The organism is Yinghuangia seranimata (genome assembly GCF_029953285.1).
Classification (GTDB): Bacteria; Actinomycetota; Actinomycetes; order Streptomycetales; family Streptomycetaceae; genus Yinghuangia; species Yinghuangia seranimata.
In genome coordinates this window covers 78,760-97,538 of sequence record NZ_JASAOI010000063.1, presented here as the reverse complement: position 1 = coordinate 97,538, position 18,779 = coordinate 78,760, and the positions used below count along the sequence as shown (strand labels likewise).

9 protein-coding genes are annotated in these 18,779 nt (G+C 71.8%); 3 read left to right on the top strand and 6 right to left on the bottom strand.

The features are described from left to right. Nucleotides 1–117: 117 nt before the first annotated feature. Entirely contained in the window at nt 118–318 is a 201-nt protein-coding gene (locus QI554_RS36355) for a DUF5302 domain-containing protein (RefSeq protein ID WP_281476518.1), read from the bottom strand. A gap of 177 nt (nt 319–495) precedes the next feature. Here QI554_RS36355 and QI554_RS36350 point away from each other — a divergent pair, with 177 nt between their 5' ends. Further along, nucleotides 496–1,488, top strand: coding sequence for a cupin domain-containing protein (locus QI554_RS36350; RefSeq protein WP_281476516.1), 993 nt, complete (start codon nt 496–498; stop codon nt 1,486–1,488). Between the two features lie 26 nt (nt 1,489–1,514). Then, the gene (locus QI554_RS36345; RefSeq protein WP_281476514.1) at nt 1,515–2,360 is read left to right on the top strand and encodes an LLM class F420-dependent oxidoreductase; all 846 of its coding nucleotides are present in this window, start codon (nt 1,515–1,517) and stop codon (nt 2,358–2,360) included. A 123-nt stretch (nt 2,361–2,483) separates the two neighbouring features. Here the strand turns inward: QI554_RS36345 and QI554_RS36340 are convergent, their stop codons facing one another. The 5 genes from QI554_RS36340 to QI554_RS36320 all read right to left on the bottom strand — a co-directional run bounded on the left by QI554_RS36340 (nt 2,484) and on the right by QI554_RS36320 (nt 11,291). Further along, on the bottom strand, nt 2,484–2,828 hold the full coding sequence (locus tag QI554_RS36340) for a RidA family protein (RefSeq protein ID WP_281476512.1): 345 nt from the start codon (nt 2,826–2,828) through the stop codon (nt 2,484–2,486). Nucleotides 2,829–3,130: 302 nt separating this feature from the next. Then, nucleotides 3,131–4,255 (bottom strand): NUDIX hydrolase, encoded by a 1,125-nt coding sequence (locus tag QI554_RS36335; protein WP_281476511.1) that lies wholly within the window; start codon nt 4,253–4,255, stop codon nt 3,131–3,133. Nucleotides 4,256–4,321: 66 nt separating this feature from the next. Next, nucleotides 4,322–5,278 (bottom strand): LysR family transcriptional regulator, encoded by a 957-nt coding sequence (locus QI554_RS36330; RefSeq protein ID WP_281476530.1) that lies wholly within the window; start codon nt 5,276–5,278, stop codon nt 4,322–4,324. Nucleotides 5,279–5,283: 5 nt separating this feature from the next. After that, nucleotides 5,284–5,943, bottom strand: coding sequence for a TetR/AcrR family transcriptional regulator (locus QI554_RS36325; protein ID WP_281476509.1), 660 nt, complete (start codon nt 5,941–5,943; stop codon nt 5,284–5,286). A gap of 236 nt (nt 5,944–6,179) precedes the next feature. Then, nucleotides 6,180–11,291 carry a LamG-like jellyroll fold domain-containing protein gene (locus QI554_RS36320; RefSeq protein WP_281476507.1) on the bottom strand — a complete coding sequence of 1,704 codons (5,112 nt, stop codon included), beginning with the start codon at nt 11,289–11,291 and terminating at the stop codon, nt 6,180–6,182. A 422-nt stretch (nt 11,292–11,713) separates the two neighbouring features. Between QI554_RS36320 and QI554_RS36315 the strand changes: the two genes are divergently transcribed. After that, nucleotides 11,714–18,661 (top strand): RHS repeat-associated core domain-containing protein, encoded by a 6,948-nt coding sequence (locus tag QI554_RS36315; protein WP_281476505.1) that lies wholly within the window; start codon nt 11,714–11,716, stop codon nt 18,659–18,661. The last annotated feature ends 118 nt before the right edge of the window (nt 18,662–18,779 follow it).

The window sequence follows — 18,779 nt, the reverse complement described above, 5'->3', positions numbered from 1 at the left end:
CCGGGCGGGGGTGGGCCGCGGGGGGGGGGGGCCCGCCGCGGGGCCGGGGCGGCCCCGGGGCGGGGCGGCCCGGGGCCCGCCGCTCATGCTGCTCGCGGCTACGCGCTCAGGCGGTCGTCAGCCGCCGCTCTTGCGCTGGAACGCCCGCTGCTGCGCGGCCGGTCCGTGGGCGCCTCCGTGGACCTTCGGGTGCTCCTCCTGGCCGACGTCGACGGCGTCGGTCTTCACGCCGCGCTTGCGGTCCAGGGCCTCGCGGAACTTCCGCTTGACGTCGTCGGCCGCGCCGCCTGCTGCGGCGCCGTTGGACTCGTCACTCATCGAACCTCCCGGGTCGTACGGTTTTTCCGCCACCAGCCAACCACGTGCGGCCGGATCCGGCGCTTCGGATTTCGTCGGACGCGGGCGCGTGTCGGGCTTGCGTACGGCCATTGCGATTGATGCGATCACATTAGATAGTGGGCCGGCCGCCGACACGACGCGGCCGAAGGGGGTGCCATGACCCGGCCGTTCGCGGTGCGGAGGGTGGTCGCCGCGCAGGACGCGGACGGCCGCCCCGTGTTCGTGTCCGACGGTCCGCCGCCGCTGAGCGTCGCCGCGCCGACCGGACACGGCGTCGCCGAGCTCTGGTGGGCGGACGCCCCGCCCGAGCGGCCCGGCGACGGCGGGGAGCCCGCGCCGTCCGCGCTCGGCGCGTTCCCCGCCGGAGGTGCCGTCGCGGCGCGGGTGGTACGGCTCCCCGGGGTGCCCGACGGCACGCCGCCCGACCGTGCGTGGCTGCCGATGCCCGGCGCCGACCCCGACCGACCTGGCATGCACCGCAGTGACACGCTCGACCTGATGGTCGTCCTCGACGGCCGGATCGTCCTCGGTCTGGACGACGGCGAGTACGGGCTCGGCCCCGGCGACACGGTCGTCCAGCGCGCGACGACGCACCGGTGGCGGGTTCCGGACGCGTCGCCGGTCACCTACCTCACCGTGCTGCTCTCGCTCGACGAGGCCGAGGCGGCCGCGATGACGGCGCCGGACGAGCCCGCCGCGGCCCCCGGGCCGGGCCCGCTCGTCACGGGGACCGGCCGCGACGGGGCCTCTTTGGTGTGGCAGGCCTCGACCGGCGCCGAACCCGCCCGCCCGGAGCCGGAGTTCCGCGATCTGTGGCGTACGGACGGCACGACCTTCGCCCGGCTGGACCTCGCACCCGGCGGCGTGGTGACGGCAGGTGACCCGGACGAGATCCGCGTCGCCGTCGTCGTGGCGGGGACGGTCGAGCTCGCGCTGTCCGCGGGACCCAGCACCACCCTGCATCCTTGCGACGTGGCGGTCCTGCGCGGCGTCGCCCACACGTGGCGCGCCTCGGACGGCATCCCCGCCGTGGTCGTGGCCACCGCGTTCGCCACGACGCCCGCGACCACGCCGGTGCCCGCGCCCACGCCCACGCCCGTGCCCGCGACCACGTCCGCCACCCGCGGTCCCGTACCGCCGGCCCCCTGAAGCCCGTCGATCGGAGTCACGACACCATGCGGTTCGGCATCAAGCTCATGCCCCAGCACTGCACCTGGGACGAACTGCTCGCCCTGTGGCGCGCGGCCGACGAGGCCGAGGTGTTCGAGTCGGCGTGGACGTTCGACCACTTCTACCCCATCTACGGCGACCCGGACGGCCCGTGCCTGGAGGGCTGGACCACCCTCGCCGCGCTCGCGCAGGCCACCACGCGCATCCGGATCGGCTGCCTGGTCAGCGGCGTCGTCTACCGGCACCCGGCGGTTCTCGCCAACATGGCCGCCACCGTCGACCTCATCAGCGGCGGGCGGCTCGAACTCGGGCTGGGGGCCGGATGGAGCGAACGCGAGACGACCGCGTACGGCATCGAGCTCGGCTCGCTGACCGAGCGTTTCGACCGGTTCGAGGAGGCGTGCGAGGTCATCACGTCGCTGCTGCGCGACCCGGTGACCGACTTCGCGGGCCGCTACTACACGCTGACCGGCGCGCGTTGTGAGCCGAAGGGCCCGCAGCGGCCGCACCCGCCGGTCTGTATCGGCGGGGGCGGTGAGAAGCGGACGCTGCGCATCGCCGCCAAGTACGCGCAGCACTGGAACTTCCCGGGCGGCGCGCCCGCCGACTTCGTCCGCAAGCGCGACGTGCTGCACGCGCACTGCGCGGACCTCGGACGCGACCCGTCGGAGATCACCACGTCCACCCACCTGCTCATGTGGCCGGACAAGACGGTCGCGGACGTCGTGGCCCAGGCCGAGGCGTATGCGGAGGCCGGCCTCGACCTCGGCATCGTCTACCTCCAGGCGCCGGTGGCGGAGGACGTCGTCGCCGAACTGGCCGCGGCGTTGGAGCCGCTGCGGTCGGCGTGACGTAGCGGTCGGCGCGACGCGCCGGGTGCGCGGCCGCGGGCCCGACAGGACAGGCCCGGCGCCGAAGGGCCCGCGCCCCGCCGCTTGGCGGGACACGGGCCCTGAACGACGCCCGAACCGGCGTCAGACCGCCGCCGTCACCACGATCTCGACCAGCGCCTCCGGCGTGTACAGCGGCGCCTGCACGGTCGCCCGCGCCGGGGCCGCGCCCGCGGGCACCCAGGCGTCCCACTCCGCGTTCATGTCCGCGAAGTCCTTGATGTCCGCGAGGTAGATCTCGGCGCGCAGGATGCGCGTCTTGTCGCTGCCCGCCAGCGCCAGCAGGCGGTCGACGCCCGCCAGGACCTCCTTGGTCTGCGCGCCGACGCCCTGGGTGAGGTCGGCGGCGACCACGCCGGCCAGGTACACCGTGCCGTTGTGCACGACGGCCTGGGACATGCGTGCGTTGGTCTCGATGCGCTCGATCATGGACGTCCCTTGCTGAGCTGAAACGGTGGTCCGGCGGCCGCGCGTGGACATGCCTGGGCCACCGCCGGGTCGGAACCGCCATTCAAGCGACGGCCGCGATCCATGGTCAACGCGGGGTGGAGCGGAGGGGCGCGGCGGGCGCGGCGCGCGGCGGGGAGGGGAGGGCCGCGGTCGGCGCGGCGGAGCCGCTCCGGCTCCGAGCACGTCGACGCGGCGGCACGCGACCCGGACCGCGCCGGCCGCCAGGCGCACAGCGGCCGGCGCGGGGCGTCGGTCCGGCCTGCCCGCCGCCGGGACTCGGCTCAGCCCTCGCCGCCCCCCGTCCGGAAGTCGACCCCCTCCGCGGGCAGCTCCGTCACGTCCCAGCCCTCCGCGAGCGGGACCCCGAGCTGTTCGTGCGCGACGCGTTGGGCGGCGAGCGCCTCCGCGAGGGCGACCTCGCCGCCGCCGAGGAGCGCGGCCGCGAGGCGCGGTGCGGCCAGCAGGCGCCGCCAGGTGACGCCTATGGCCGGGTCGACGGCGGCGGGCCCGAGGGTGGCGATGCGGGCGGCGGTACGGATGCGGGCCGCCGGGCGGCCGTCGTACGGGATGCCCTTGTCGTCGTGCAGGTAGCCGATGTAGGCGGTGTCGCCGAGCACCGCGCCGGCCTCCTCGTCGACCTCGCGGACGAGGGTGGCCAGCGGGTCCGGGTCGTCCGGTTCGACGGTCCCGCCCGGCATGTTGAGGACGCCGCTCGGCGCGGCCAGCAGCAGCACCCGGCCGTCCGGCGCGAACAGCCAGCCCCACGACTGCCGCACCGGCAGCGTCTCGGGCACGGGTTCGCCGTCGTGCCACGTCCACGGCCCGCCCAGGCGCGCCCACTCGCGCACCCCGAACCGGCGCCGCAGCGGCACGAGGACGTGCTCGGCGGCGTGCAGCGGGTCGAGGTCCGACGACTTGCCGGGCACGTGGGCGACCGAGCCGCCGGGCGCCTGCATGTGCAGGGCGTACGGATGTCCGGCGGCGATCGCGTCGAGGCCCGCGCGCACGTAGGCGACCAGGCCGTCCGGCACCGCGTCGAGGTCGGCCAGGTCGGCCCACATGAGGCCGTCGTGCTTGTGCGGCTCGGCGTTGACCGGGGTGCCGTGCCAGTCGAGCGCGCGGAAGAACCAGCCGGTGCGGGCCGGGGCCTCGGTCGGCCCCTGGTGCTGCATCACGAGGTCGCAGCGCAGCAGGTCGCGGGTGAGCGCGACGCCGGTCTCCTCGCCGACCTCGCGGACGGCCGCCGCGACGACGTCCTCGCCCGCCTCCAGGTGCCCGGACGGCAGCGTCCACAGGCCGGGCGCGTATGCGGCGTCGGGGCCGCGCCGCAGCAGCAGCACCTGCCCGCGCCGGATCATCACGATGTGCACGTCGACCGCGCCGTGGTGGCGCCCCTCGTGGGTCATGTCGCCCTCTCCTCCGTCGATCACCCGGCCACCGTCCGGGAGTTCACCGCGGGCCGACCCCCGGGGTCACCGCGGGTCGACGGCCGGCCGCTGCACGATCGCGGTGTGCGGCATGACGGTCGCGCCGACCTCGGCGGCGATGTCGGCGAACCACCGTGCCGCGTGGGTCGTCCGCGCGTCGGCCTGGTCCGACCACACCGTAGCGACGGCCATGGGCGGCATGCCGAGGACCGGGATCTCGACGACGCCGGGCATCGGGTACCGGTCGAGGAGGCCCGTGAACGTGAGGTGGCCGACGCCTTCGTCGGTGACCGCGCGCATCGCCCGCTCGAGGTACATGGTGCTGAGCCAGCGCAGCGTCATCGGCGTGCCGTCAGGAGTGGTGCGGGGCGTCCAGGTGCGCGATATGCCCTCGGGGATCTCGGTGAACGCGACGATCGCGTGGCCCGCCAGCTCCTCGGCGTTGACCGACGTACGGCCCGCCAGCGGGTGTCCGGCGGCCACCACGAGGGCGCGGGGCGCGTGCGCCGAGACCGGGCCGGACGCGACGCCGTCCAGCCCGAGCAGCGCCGGGTCGGCGGGCAGCCAGGTGACGAACACGTCGACCGGCCAGGTCTCGCCGATCCAGCGCAGCCACTCGGACGTGGGGAACGGGGACTTCGCGACCCGCCATTCGCTGCACCGCAGTTCGAACGCGGCCACGGTCTCGTCGACGAACTCGGCGGGCAGCGTGGTGGCGAAGCCGACCCGCAGCACCGATCCGCCGTCCGCCGACGGGTCGCCGATCTCGGTGATCGCCCGGCTCATCGCCTCGTACGCCGGACACAGCTCGGCGTACAACCGCGCCCCCGCCGGGGTCAGCCGGACCTGCCGGCTGGTGCGCTCGAACAGGCCCACCCGCACCCGGCGTTCGAACGCCCGCACCAGGCTGCTGACCCGGGTCGTGGACAGGCCGAGGCCCTCCGCGGCCCGCCCGAAGTGGAGATGGTCGGCGACGGCGAGGAACGCCTCGACCTCGCGCATGTCGATCACCGGGCCACCGGTCCCTTCGGGAGGTCAGGGCGTTGCTCCGGCGGGAGCGCGAGGACGGCCCGCACGGCGGCCTCCAGCCGCGCCCGCAGGTCGGCGCCGACGAGTGGCCCGCCGGCCTCGGGCACGGGCCCGGCGAGCGCGCGCCGGAACACCGCGACCGGCAGATCGACGACGCACAACGTCACGACGTCCACCCCGGCCGGGTCGGCCCGCCCCCACAACCCCTTGGCGAGCCGCGCCGTCAACTCGCCCACGCGCGCGTCAAGGACGGCCATCGCATCGGAGAGTTCGTCGGGCAGATCAGGATCGACGACCTGACACCGGCTGATGTCCATGAGCATGCGCGCGGCCTCCGGCCGCCGGTCGGCGAACACCGCCGGCGCAACCGCCGCGGCGACGACGGCCGCCTCCGGCCGGTCGGACGGCACGGCGTCGACCAGTGCCTGCTGCGCGTCGAGAAACCCCTCCGCGGCCCGCAGCCACACCCGCGCCAACACCACCGGCAACGACCCGAACGCGTGGTAGATGGCCCCGTTGGACACCCCGGAAGCCGCGGCGAGCGCCCGCACGGTGAAGCGCTCCCGACCGTGCTCGACGAGCAACCGCTCGGCGACGTCGAGCAGCCGACCGAGATCGTGCACACGGGGACGGGCCACGCCGCGCACCATAACAGAGCACCCGCTCCGGAACGCCACCGCATCCCGAACACGCAGCCAGAGCCTACGAAACGCGGCCGACCCCCATCACACCGACGCGACCACGGTCCGGAACGCGCGAGGCGACGGCCGCGGCGTACGTGCTCGGCGCCGGGGTGGACGGGTGGATCCGGTGCTGGAACGAGGGACGGGCCCGGGAGTCGCCTCCCGGGCCCGTCCTCGATCCGTCCGCCTCCTTACAGCTCGGCCTGCGGCGGGAACGTGGTCACCGCGTCGGCCAGGGACTGGGCGAGCTTCTGGTAGTAGGCGTCGTTCGGAACGCCGCCGGTGAGATAGGCGGGGTCGGTCTGTTCCGGTGCCCCGGCACGGGCGACCGCCGCGTCGAGGTCGAGCACGTGGTCCGCGCCGAAGTTGGTGAACCCGTTGCGGATCTCGTTGTTGAGCGACTGCCGGTTGAGTTCGCGCTGATCGTTCGGGGCGAGGCCCAGCGGCGGAATCGTCGCGATCACCACCTGCACCAGGGAGCCGTCGGTACGGCGGGACTGCTTGAGCCCCTTGGCGCCCGTCGTGTTGATCAGGCCGGTCAGCTGCTGCTTGATCGTCGTGACGTCGGTGCCCGCGAGGAGGTCGTTGGCGCCGAGCGCGACGATCACGGTGCGCAGGTTCGGCTCCTCGAGCACCGCCCCGGTCCTGGTGTCGGCGGAGCCGCGTGCGGTGGCCACCGAGAGCGCCGGCGTGCCGGGCAGGGCGGCGATGTCATCCGCCGACAGCGTGCGGTCGTAGACACGCACATCCGAGATGCCGCCGTCGAAGTACGAGCTCATGGCCCCCTGGTACTGGTAGCCGCTGATCTGGAACCGGCCGGTCGCGTTCCACAGCGACGTGTGTGCGGTGCTGCCGACCAGAACGCCGTTGACGTACAGCCGGAGTTGCTTGGCGTCGGCGTCGAAGACCCCGGTCAGGTGCGTCCAGACGCCGGACTGCGCCTTTGTGCTCGAGATCGCCTGGTCGTAGCACCAGCAGTCGTTGTCGGCCTGGGACATGGCGAACCGCCAGGTGTTGTCTCCCCCTTCGTTCCACAGGGTGAAGGCACTCGAACGTGTGCCGAGTTGTGTGGCGACCACGCGGCCCGGGCTGTTGCTCTTGACCCACGCGGAAAGGGTGAAGCTCTTCGTCGTGTCGACAACCGGGCCGCCCGGTGACGCGTAGCCGCCGGCCGGGGTGAACGTCGCCGAGCCGCCGTGTTCGCCGCTCCACGTGACGCCGCTGGTCAGCGTGGCGTCACGGCCTCCTGCGACATCTCGCGCGAGGGATCCTGTGCCCTCGTTCAGCTTCCACTGGCCGGTGGCCGGGGCGCCCGCCTGGCTGACGTTCACGAGGCCGCCGGGCAGGTTGCTCCCGAGTTTGGCCGGCAGGTCGTCCACCCAGGTCGGCTGCTGCGCCACGCCGGGTGCGCCGGTCGTGCTCAGCTGGTCGCCGAGGACCGCCACGGTTCCCTGCGTGTTGTCAGCCGTCGACACGTCGACGGCTGACAGGTAGTACCAGTTCGGCGGCGTCGCGCTGAAGCCGCTGCCGTCGGTGTTGGCGGTGGCGTTGCCCGCCGCCACGTAGTTGGCCGTGTTGGCACCCGAGTGGACCGGCACCGAGCCGACGGCGGTCGGCACGTGCAGGCTGACCACGAGGTTCCCGCTGCCGCCGGTGGTGGCCGGGGTGTCGACGGGGTCGCTGTAAAGCTCACCGCCGGCGGGAATCGTGACGCTCCGTGCCCCGCATCCGAGCGGGCGGCCGGTCGCCCTGCAGAACGTCAGTGGTGCGGGCGCGGCCAGGACCGCGGCGCCGGTGCCGGACTGGGCCGCGATCCGCACGTCGTCGATGGTGGAGGGGGTCTTCACGAACGCGTTCGACAGGCGGATGCGGGTCTGCGGACCCGTCACCGTCGGGTGGACCACCTCGCGCAGCGTCCGGTCGGCGAACCCGGTCCCGCCGGGCGGGGTGACCGCACCGTCGGTCGGGGCGGCCCAGGTGCCGATCCAGCCGGCGTCGACCGGCCGGGTGGTCATCGAGAGGACGTGCAGCGCCCGGCTGCACACGTTGGGGCGTAGCGACGTACCGGAGTTCGGCAGCGTCACCGAGGCCAGCTGCTTGGTCGGGTCCACCGGGAGGAAGAGGGCGTAGAGCCGGGGCTGACGTGCCGTGTCGGGTGTCTTGCCCGCGTCCCAGTAGCCGAGCGACGTCGCGGCCCACGACGCGGTGTCGGTCCAGTCCGGCACGGAAGGCACCACCGGATTGGACGTCGTGCCGTCCGTGTACGTGGCGGTCGCGGTCACGTCGGGCGTGGTGCCGCAGGTCGCCGCGGTGAGCAGACCGACCGCACCCGCCTTGACGCCGCCCGGGATCGGGATGGTCTGGCCCAGGGCGATGACGTTGTCGTTTCCGTTGGCGTTGGCCGCGGGCATGGTGAAGGACGCGCCGCCGATGTTCACCACCGACCCCGACGCGTATCCGGCGGCCGCAAGCGCCTGCTTGGACAGGCTCCGGCCGCCCTGCGCCAGGTCGAAGTCGGCGGCGGTCACGTTGTCGTCGCTGATGCCGTGGTTGTTCATCGCGGCGGTGAAGCTGCTCGCCGTGACGTTGTTCACGGGCGCGACGGTCAGGTAGTCGACGCCCACCATGTACTTCGTGTCGATGCTCGCCGGGTTGGTGCCGACCAGCGTGACGGTCAGCGTGTGTGCGCCCGCTGTGAGGTGCGCGCCGCCGAGCGATTGGTACGCGGTGGCGACCGACCCCGCGTTGTAACCGTCGAAGGGCGTCGTGGCGGTCGCCGCGACGGGTACGCCGTCGAGTCGGAACTGCACCCGGCCGTAGTCCGGTGCCTTGGTCATGTTGGCGCCCAGGGCGTAGTCGCCTTCGACCGGCGCCGTGACGGTCATCGTGAACGACTGGTCCTTGGCGGTGCCCTTGAACCACAGCTGGCCGCCGGCCGACCAGGTCACTCCACAGCACGGCGTCTGGGTCTCCAACGGCACGTTCTGCCCGGCCGGTTGACCGGTCGTCACGGTGGCGCCGTCCTCGGCCTCGAGCTTGTTGCCCGCCTGGCCGTAGTTCGGGCCGACGTAGAACGTGTACTGCTGGGACTCGGGCGACAGGTTGTGCGCGTCGTCGAAGCTGCGCACGTGCAGCGTGTGGTAGCCGACGCCCAGTCCGGCCGGGACCACGACCGAGGCGGTGCCGTTGTTCGCCGCCACCCAGCCACCGCTGGTGCCGAAGGTCTGGTTGTAGTCGCAGTCGCCGTTGTTCAGCGAGCGTTCGGTACCCGACCCGGAGAAGGTGTAGGTGAAACCGACCGCGGTGGAGGCGCCGGCCGTGTTGAGGGTGAACGACCCTGGCGTTCCTTGGGGCTGCCCCCAGAATCCGTTGGGATAGTCCAGTGACGTCACCGTCGGGGCCTGCGCGGGAGGCACGCTGCGCGTGGTGAACCAGTACCAGTCGGTCCAACTGCCCGACCACAGGTCGGTGGAGCTGCCGGGGGCGTTGTCGACGGTGGTGCGGAACGCCCAGTCCCCGTTGCCGAGGTTCTCGTTTTCGTTCCAGCCGCCCTCGACGCCGGACGGTGTGACCACGGCCCCCGGGTTCCACGCGGTGCGCGCCGAGCCGCCGTTCGGCCACACCTCGAACCACAGTCCGACGTTGAGCGGCGGGGTGTTGTTGTCGGTCGCGGTGGAGTACACGCGCGGGAACGCGTCCGGCGTGACCACCTTGCCGTTGCACCGGACTTCGTTGGACACGTGCAGGTTGTAGGCGTTGTTGGGCGGGTAGCTGAAGGTCGCGTCCAGGTGCGGGTTGTTGGCGAACTTCTTCCACTGGTACTTGTTGCCCTCGTCGGGCGCGCGCAGCAGCACCGTCAGGTTGCCCCACCCGTTGTCGATGGCTTCCTGCACACCCGAAGCGGCGTTGAACACCACGTTGTTGGCCTGGCAGCTCGAACTGCCCCCTGCGTTCGAGGACTGTGTGTCGAGCAGCCTTTCCTCCGGACCCGGCCAGCGCGTACCGGAGTTGATGACCCCGGCTTCCTTGAGCTGGACCGGCTCGGCGGTGCACGCGTGCGCGTTCCACACCTCGTTGGCGTAGAAGTAGGCGTTGAAGAGCTTCGCCTTGACCGGCTTGCCCACCAGGTCCTCGGTGCCCATCTGGAAGTACGAGCGGGAGGTCTTGAAGTCCTCCCAGCCGTCGTAGCCGACGCGGGCGATCTGGCTGTTGTCGTCGAACCAGTGGTAGCCGTTGCTCCAGACCATCGCCCAGTGCTCCACGCCGCGCGACATCCACGGGTCGATGTAGAGCGGGTACACGACGTCCGGGCCGGTCAGTGCGGCGGCGGGCGGCGTGATGGTGAGTTCCTGCGCCGATCCCTGTTTAGCCGTGCCCGCAACGGACTTGGGGTTCCGGCCCGGCTTGCCGGTCATCGGCATCTTGGTGACGTGCCCCGAACCCGAGTCCGTCGCGGACGGCTTCGGACCGGACGGGTTCTCCCGGCTGTCCCACATGACGGGCGCCGAACCGCGGAACACGTCCGCGCCCGAGGGGTCCTTCGCGGACAGTCCGCCGTCGGCGTCCACCGTCAGGTCGAGGCCCGATCCACTTGCCGTGAGTCGTAGTTGCGCGAGCGCGGGATTGGCCGCGGCGGCCGCGTCGTGGACGACCAGCACCTCGGAGTAGCTGTCCGAGTCGGCGGTCACCTGGAGGTCGACGCCGGGCAGGACGTCCGGATACAGCGCGCTGCTGCCGGAAACCCGGGGCGCGGGAAGGGGGTTCGGCCATGACAGCGCTACTGAGCGGCCGTCGTGCCGCAGGGTCACCAATGGCGCTTCGCCGCCGCCGGAAAACGCGATGTCGACGGTGCTCGCGACCGGGGAGAGGGTGCCGTCGGCGTTCGCGCGCAGGGTGCTGTCGACCGGTGCCCACCGGCCGTCCTTCTTCACACGGACCGGGCGGACGTAGCTGTGCAGCGTGAACGTTCCGTCGGGGTTGGCCACGACCTGCTTGGTCTCGGTCGTGGTCGGTTCCACCGCGACGGGCTTGCCGGTGCGCCGGGCCTCCGCGGACGCGCTCGCCTCGGCGGCGGCGACGGCCTCCGCACGCGCGGCGTTCGCGGAGTCCCCGCCGGGCGCCCGGCTGTCCGCTGCGGAATTCGACGCGTCCGCTCGGCGGGCCGAGTTCCGCCCGTCGGCCGACGTCGCATTCGCCGCCGGTGCCGCGGTACAGACCACGGTCAGTGCCGCGAGCGCGGCCAATGTGGCGCGTCCGGATCCGCGCGGGCGCGCGCCGATCCGGAGGCCGTGTTTCCTGCGCATTGCAGAATCCCCCTCGATTACTCAACGCCGAATTCGGCTGGCGGCGGGTCATGGTAGCCGCTTCGAGGCGAACGAAAAGGCCTGGTGGAGAAGCCTGTTCAGGGCTTCCGGGAAAGCCGCCGCATAGACCATCCAACGGGATGTTTCGGACTATTGGCGGCTTTCCGTGATCATGCTCGAAGACTTTTACTTTCCTTGAACAACAAAATCCCGCTTTCCCAATCCTTTGCCGACCGAGTGGTCGGCACGCCTTTTTTGGTGTGCCGAACCCGGCTACCTTCCGGCCCGACACTCGTCTTGATCAGGGGTGGGACCAAGTGCGTGTTTACGGGGGATTGTCTTGGCGTCGGGCCGCGCGGACGCGGCGCGGAGCGAGAGCGCTCCGGGTCGCGGTCGTCAGCTCGCTGGTATGCGGCGTCATCGTGCCGCTGTCCGGTGCCGCCGACCCAGGGCAGCCGGGCAAGCTGCCGAGCAAGCGTCCGCCGGTGCAGCAGGAGAAGGTCGTCCCGCACACCGACTTCCGAGGGACCGCGCAGCCGGCACCCGCCGGGCCCGGCACCGGGGAACGCACCGCGACCGTCTGGCCGGCCGCGGGCGAAGCCGACGTCGACCTGGGCGCCGTCGCGGCCGCCACCGCGAAGGCCGCGCCCGACGCGGCGCCGCCGCCCGAGTCGAAGGCGGGCGGCCTGCCGGTCCGCCTCAAACCGTCCGCGGCCGCGAACTCCGGGATGGACAAGGGCAAGAGCGCCTCCGCCAAGACGCCGGGCCGCGTCCACGTCCGCGTCCTCGACCACGGCGCCGCGGTCAAGGCGGGCGTGGCCGGAGTCCTGTTCACGGTCGCGCCGGACGCCGCGGGGCCGCTGTCGGTCGAGCTCGACTACACGGCGTTCCGCGACGCGGGCGGCGCCGGACTCGGTGACCGGCTGCGCCTCGTCGAGCTGCCGGCCTGCGCGCTGACGACGCCCGAGGCCGCCGAGTGCCAGGTCCAGACCCCGGTCACGACCTCGCGCAACGACGCCAAGGCCGGCGTGCTCACCGCCGACGTGACCACGAAGTCCGCCGCGCCTCAGGGAGCCTCCGGCGTCGCGGCGACCGGCTTCGCCGCCGGAGGGATGGTGCTGGCAGCCGCCCCCGACGCGTCGGGCCCCAGCGGGTCCTTCGCGTCGGCCCCGATCTCCCCGTCCGGGAGCTGGACGGCGGGCGGCAGCACGGGTGACTTCTCCTGGGGCTACCCGGTGCCCGTCCCGCCGCCGGGCGCCGGCGGCGACGTCGCCCCCGACGTCTCGCTCGCCTACTCGTCCTCGAGCGTCGACGGCCGGGTCACCACCACCAACAACCAGTCCACCTGGATCGGCGAAGGCTGGGACTACAACCCGGGGTTCGTCGAGCGCACCTACCGGACCTGCGCCGACGACCCGGCCGTCACCGACGCCACCAAGACCCAGGACCTGTGCTGGGCCGGCCAGATCGTCACGCTGAACCTCAAGGGCAAGGTCACCAGCCTGGTCCGCGACGACGCGACCGGCGCATGGCACGGCGCCTCCGACGCCGGCCTGCGCGTCGAACTGCTCACCGGAGCCGCCAACGGCGCCCACGACGGCGAGTACTGGAAGGTCACCACCACCGACGGCGTCCAGTACTTCTTCGGGAAGAACGAGGCCCCCGGCCGTACCACCCAGCCGACCACCAACTCCACCTGGACGGTGCCGGTCTACGGCGCGCACAGCGGCGAACCCTGCTACAGCAGCGCCGGATTCGGCTCCTCGTCCTGCCTCCAGGCCTGGCGGTGGAGCCTCGACTACATCGAGGACCCGCACGGCAACGCGGCGGTGAACTACTACAACGCCGAGACCAACTACTACGGCGCGAACAAGGGCACGACCGGCGTCCTCTACACCCGCGGCGGGACCATCGCGCGGATGGAGTACGGCCTCCACAAGGAGAACGGGTCCGTCTACGGCCGGCCCGCGGCCGACCAGATCGTCTTCAACCTCGCCGAACGCTGCGTCCCCTCCGGCGCGGTCACCTGCGATCCGGCGCAGTTCACCAAGGACAACGCCAAGTCCTGGCCGGACACCCCGCAGGACCAGGACTGCAAGCAGGGCGCGGTCTGCAACAACCACGCCCCGTCGTTCTGGTCGACCAAGCGCCTGGTGAACATCACGACGCAGGTGGCGAACGGTTCCGGCGGATACCGCCCCGTCGACGCGATCGACCTGCAGCAGCAGTTCCCGGCCACGGGCGACCCGGAGATGCTGCTGTCCTCGATCACCCGCACCGGCTACGCCGCCGACGGAGTCACCAAGCTGGCGTTGCCGCCGGTGACGTTCACCAGCCAGCTGATGGACAACCGCGTCCTCAACTACAACAACCAGCCGGCCATGCCGCACTGGCGGCTGACCAACGTCACCACGGACACCGGCTCGGTCGTCTGGGTGACCTACTCGCAGCCCGACTGCACCGCGGCGACGGTGCCGACCGACCTGCCCGACAACACGACGCGGTGCTACCCGGTCTACTGGACGCGGCCGTACGCGACGGACCCGACGCTCGACTTCTTCCACAAGTACGTCGTGACGCAGGTCGCGGTGAGCGACTCGACCGGCGTGACCCCGAAGCAGGTCACCTCCTACTCCTACGTCGGCGCGCCCGCCTGGCACTACGACGACGACGAGCTGACCAAGCCGAAGGAACGGACCTACGGCCAGTTCCGCGGCTACGGCCAGGTGGAGACGCGCACCGGCGACCCGCAGAACAACGTCGACGGCAAGCCGGACGCGCTCACCCTCCAGACGGCCACGTACTTCCGCGGCATGGACGGGGACACGCTTCCGAACAACGGCACGCGGCACGCGAACGTCACCAACTCGCTCGGCGAATCCGTGCCGGACAATCCGGCGTTCTCCGGTGAGGTCTACGAATCCCGCACCTTCAACGGCGACGGCGGCGCGCAACTGTCGTCGACCGTCACCGACCCCGTGGTCGTCGGCACAACGGGCAGCCGCGCCCGGCCCGGCCTGCCCGCGCTGGTGTCGACCGTCACCGGTACGGCCCGATCCCGCAGCATCACCAACCTCGCCGCCGGCGGCGTCCGCACGGTGAGTCAGAGCAACCAGTACGACGCCCTGGGCCGGTTGATCAGGTCGACGGCGTCGGGCGACGGCCTGGCGGACCTCTGCACGACCACGAACTACGCCGAGAACACGGTGTCGTGGATCCGCGACCGGCTGTCGGAGAAGACCGTGTCGGCCCAGGTGTGCCCGCCGCTCGGGACCCCGCTGTCGAACGTGACGTGGGCGAGCCGCAATTACTACGACGGCCAGGCCACGCTGGGCGCGGTGCCCGGAGCAGGTGACCCGACCGGCAGCGAGACCGCCTCGGCGAACAACAGCGGCGTGCTCACCTACGTCCCGACGGCGACGAACACCTTTGACGCGTTCGGCCGTACGAGCACCGCCGCGGACGCCCTCGGCCGCACCAGCCGCATGGAGTACACGCCGTCGGACGGCGGCAACGTCACGCAGATCACCTCGACCAACCCGGCCAATCAGAAGACCTACCTGTACGCGGAGTCCGGCCGGGGCAAGACCACAGCGACCGTGGACGTCGCCGGACACCGCACCGACGCCGTCTACGACGCCCTGGGCCGGGTCACGTCGTTGTGGAACCCCGGCCACGACAAGGCGACTCAGCCCGCCTCGGTGACGTACACCTACCTCCAGCGCACCGACGGGCCGTCCGCGGTCACCACGAAGACGTTCGTGGACTACGGGACGGGCACCAACTACGCCACCAAGGTCATGATCTACGACGCCTTGGGGCAGATCCGCCAGGTTCAGGAGGACGCCGAGGGCGGCGGACGCATCGTCCAGGACGCGGTGTTCGACTCGCACGGCTGGAAGGTCAAGACCAACAACCGTTACTACACGAGCGGTTCGCCGACCACGACACTCATCTCCGTCGCCGACTCGGCGGTCGACGACCGGTCCGTCAACACCTTCGACGGCAGCGGGCGCGTCATCAACGAGGCTGTGTACAAGGGTCTTTCGCTCAGCAAGGCGCAGCAGACCGTGTACGGCGGCGACCGGGTGACCACCATCCCGCCGACGGGCGGCGTCGTCTCCACGACGGTGTCCGGTGCCGACGGCAAGGCGCTCGAAGCCTGGCAGTACACGTCGCCGCCGACGGTCTCGGGGGCCGTCGTCTCGGGCGGTACGCACAACGACACCAGGTACCACTACAGCGCGGTGGGTGACCTCGACAAGATCACCGACGCGGCGGGGAACGAGTGGACGTTCACCAACGACATGCTCGGGCACACGGTCTCCCAGACCGACCCGGACACCGGCACGTCGACGTCCACCTACGACAACGCGGGCCAGTTGCTGACGTTGACGGACGGCCGTCAGCAGACCCTGGCGTTCACCTACGACTCCCTTGGGCGCAAGACCGCCGAATACGCCGGCTCCACGGCGGGCACCAAGCTCGCCTCGTGGACGTGGGACACCCTCCAGGCGGGACGGCTCTCGTACTCGACGCGCTACACCCCGGGTGGGAACTACCTGCGGGGCTACTCCGGATACGACCTGGCCGGCAATCCGCGCGGCGAGGTCGTGCAGATCCCGGCGGGCGAGACCGGCTTGGGCGGCACGTACACGACGACCTACGGGTACACCAGCACGGGCCTGCTGACCAGCCTGAAGCCCGCTGCCGGCGGTGGACTGCCCGGTGAGCAGATCGGCATCACGTACTCCCCGCTCGGCAAGCCGCTGACGTCGATCGGATACAACGCGTACGTCTCCGCGAGCACCTACACGCCCTACGGCGAGGAGAGCCAGTACACCCTCGGCCCGTCCAACAACCCGGCGTGGCTGACGTTCAACCGCGACGCGCAGACCCGCCGGGTCACCGGGGTGAACCTGTCCGCGCAGCAGGCGGTGCCTCAGATCGACGACACGACCTACACGTACGACGTCAACGGGCGCCTGACCCGGACCACCGACGTTCAGGGCGCGCCGGGATCTCCGACCGAGACCCAGTGCTTCGGCTACGACGCCCTCGACCGGCTCACCCAGGCGTGGACCGCGACCGACAACTGCGCCGGGGCGCCGAGCACCGCGCCGGGCGCGACCAACATCGGGGGCCCGCAGCCGTACTGGACCTCCTGGTCCATCGACGCGACGGGCATGCGCACCGGCCAGGTCAAGCACGCGCTGCCGGGTGCCACCGGCGGTGACACGACGACGACCTACACCTATCCGCAGCCCAAGGCCGCTCAGGCCCACACGCTGACGTCGTCGAGCACGACCGGGCCCACAGGTACCGCCAACGCGTCGTACACCTACGACGGTTCCGGCAACACGCTCACGCGCACGCTGCCGACCGGCCCGCAGACCCTCACGTGGTCCCTGGAGAACAAGCTCGACACCGTCACCACCGCGGCCGGAACGACGTCCTACGTCTACGACGCCGACGGCGCTCAGCTGGTCCGCCGTGACCCCGGCGTCACCAAGCTCTTCCTCGTCGGCGAGGAACTGTCCCGCGACACGGCGACCGGGAAGGTGACCGGCACCCGCTACTACTCGCACGACGGCCAGACGGTCGCCATGCGTGTGGGCGGCGCGAACCCGCAGTACGTCGTCGCGGACCTGCACAACACCGCCCAGGTGACGGCCAACTCCACGGGCTTCGGCGTCACCAGGCGCCAGATGGACCCGTACGGCAACCAGGTCGGCCAGACCGCGCCGCTGGGCCCCTGGCCGGACACCCACGGTTTCCTCGACAAGCCGGTCGACGACGCCACCGGGCTCACCGACATCGGCGCGCGCAAGTACGACGCGTCGACCGGGCGGTTCATCTCCCGCGACCCGGTCAACAACCACCCGGACCCGACACAGTTCAACGGCTACGCGTACGGCGGCGACAACCCGGTCAACAACGCGGACCCCACCGGCCTCGGCTTCGGCAGCTGGGTCAAGAAGCACGCGGCCAAGATCGCGGTGACCGTGGCGGTGGTGACCGTCGTCGTCGCGGTGGCGGTGGTGGCCGCACCTGTCGTGCTTCCGGTGGCGGCCGCCGCCGCGGAGGCCGCGACCACGGCCGCGGCGACCGCCGCCGTGGCCACCGAGACGTCGGCGGCGGCTGGCGTCGCAGCGGCGGCCGCGGAAGGCGCCGGCACCGCGTTCCTCGCGACCGGTGGCTCGGCGACCATGGCCGCCGTCGGCGCGGCCGGAAGCGCCGCGAGCGCGGCCTGCACGGTGTACTGCACCGCGACCGGGCTCGTGACCGTCGGGGTCGCCGCCGAGACCGTCTCGGCGTTCGCCGGCTCGAGCAACAGCGTGCGCCCCGGGCGTGGCTGCGGCCCGAACAGCTTCGTCGCCGGCACACCGGTCCTGATGGCGGACGGCACGACCAAGGCCATCGAGCAGGTCCGGGTCGGCGACGAGATCGCCAACGCCGAACCGGGTGACGGCACGCCTCAGCACCACACCGTCACCGACGTCGTGGTCACGGACGACGACGTGGCCTACGTGGACCTGACCGTCGGCTCCACCGCCGACCAGGGCACCGTCACCACGACCGCGCATCACCTGTTCTACGACCTCACCACAGGCCGGTGGACCGAGGCCGAGGACCTCAGGATCGGCGACGAACTCCAGACGCCGGGCGGTCGCGCGAAGGTTCTGGCCAGCAGGCACTACACGACCACGGTCCGCACCTACAACCTGACGATCGACGCGGTCCACACGTACTTCGTGGTCGCGGGCGGCGTGCCGGTGCTGGTCCACAACACCGGGCCGTGCGAGCTGAAGAACGCGAGCACGGGAGCGCACCGCGAGGAGGAGATCACCAGGGCGAAGAACGAGGGCGTCGCGGCTCCGGCGAAGCCGGGAACGGCGCAGTTCCAGTCCTACGTCGAAATGGGTGACGGTCTGATCAAGTGGGGCGTTCGTAAGGACGGAACCCTGGTCATCGTTCCGCAGCACGTCGGCGAGGAGGAGATCGCCCACACCGCTTTGAACATGGACCTCCAAGAGAGCGACGACGTTCTTGTGGCCGTCGGTGAGGGGCGGATCCGCAAGGGGCCCGGCGGCAGCTTCGTGATCGAATGGATGAACGACCACAGCGGTCACTACCAGAAGCTCAACCCTTGCTCGTGCCACCAGGCCGGCAAGGAGGCGTTCCAAAAGGCGGGCATCAGGGTCGACCGCTCGGGAAGCTACGACGAGATCAACGAGGACATCTTCCAAGATGAGCAGTGGGGGGCCGACCCCTACAGCAGCATGACGCACGACGAGTACAACGACTACGCCGACGACCACAACTGGGATGGCGGGGACTACTGGGCGGGGGCGTACGACGGTGCTTGATGCCGGACCGGCGGGGAAGCCGTCCGACGATGATCTGCGGGCCATGGACGGCGGGGAGTTGCGCCGGTACCTGAGGGTGGCTCGGTGTCGGTCCGCCGGACGAGTGATGTGTGCGGGT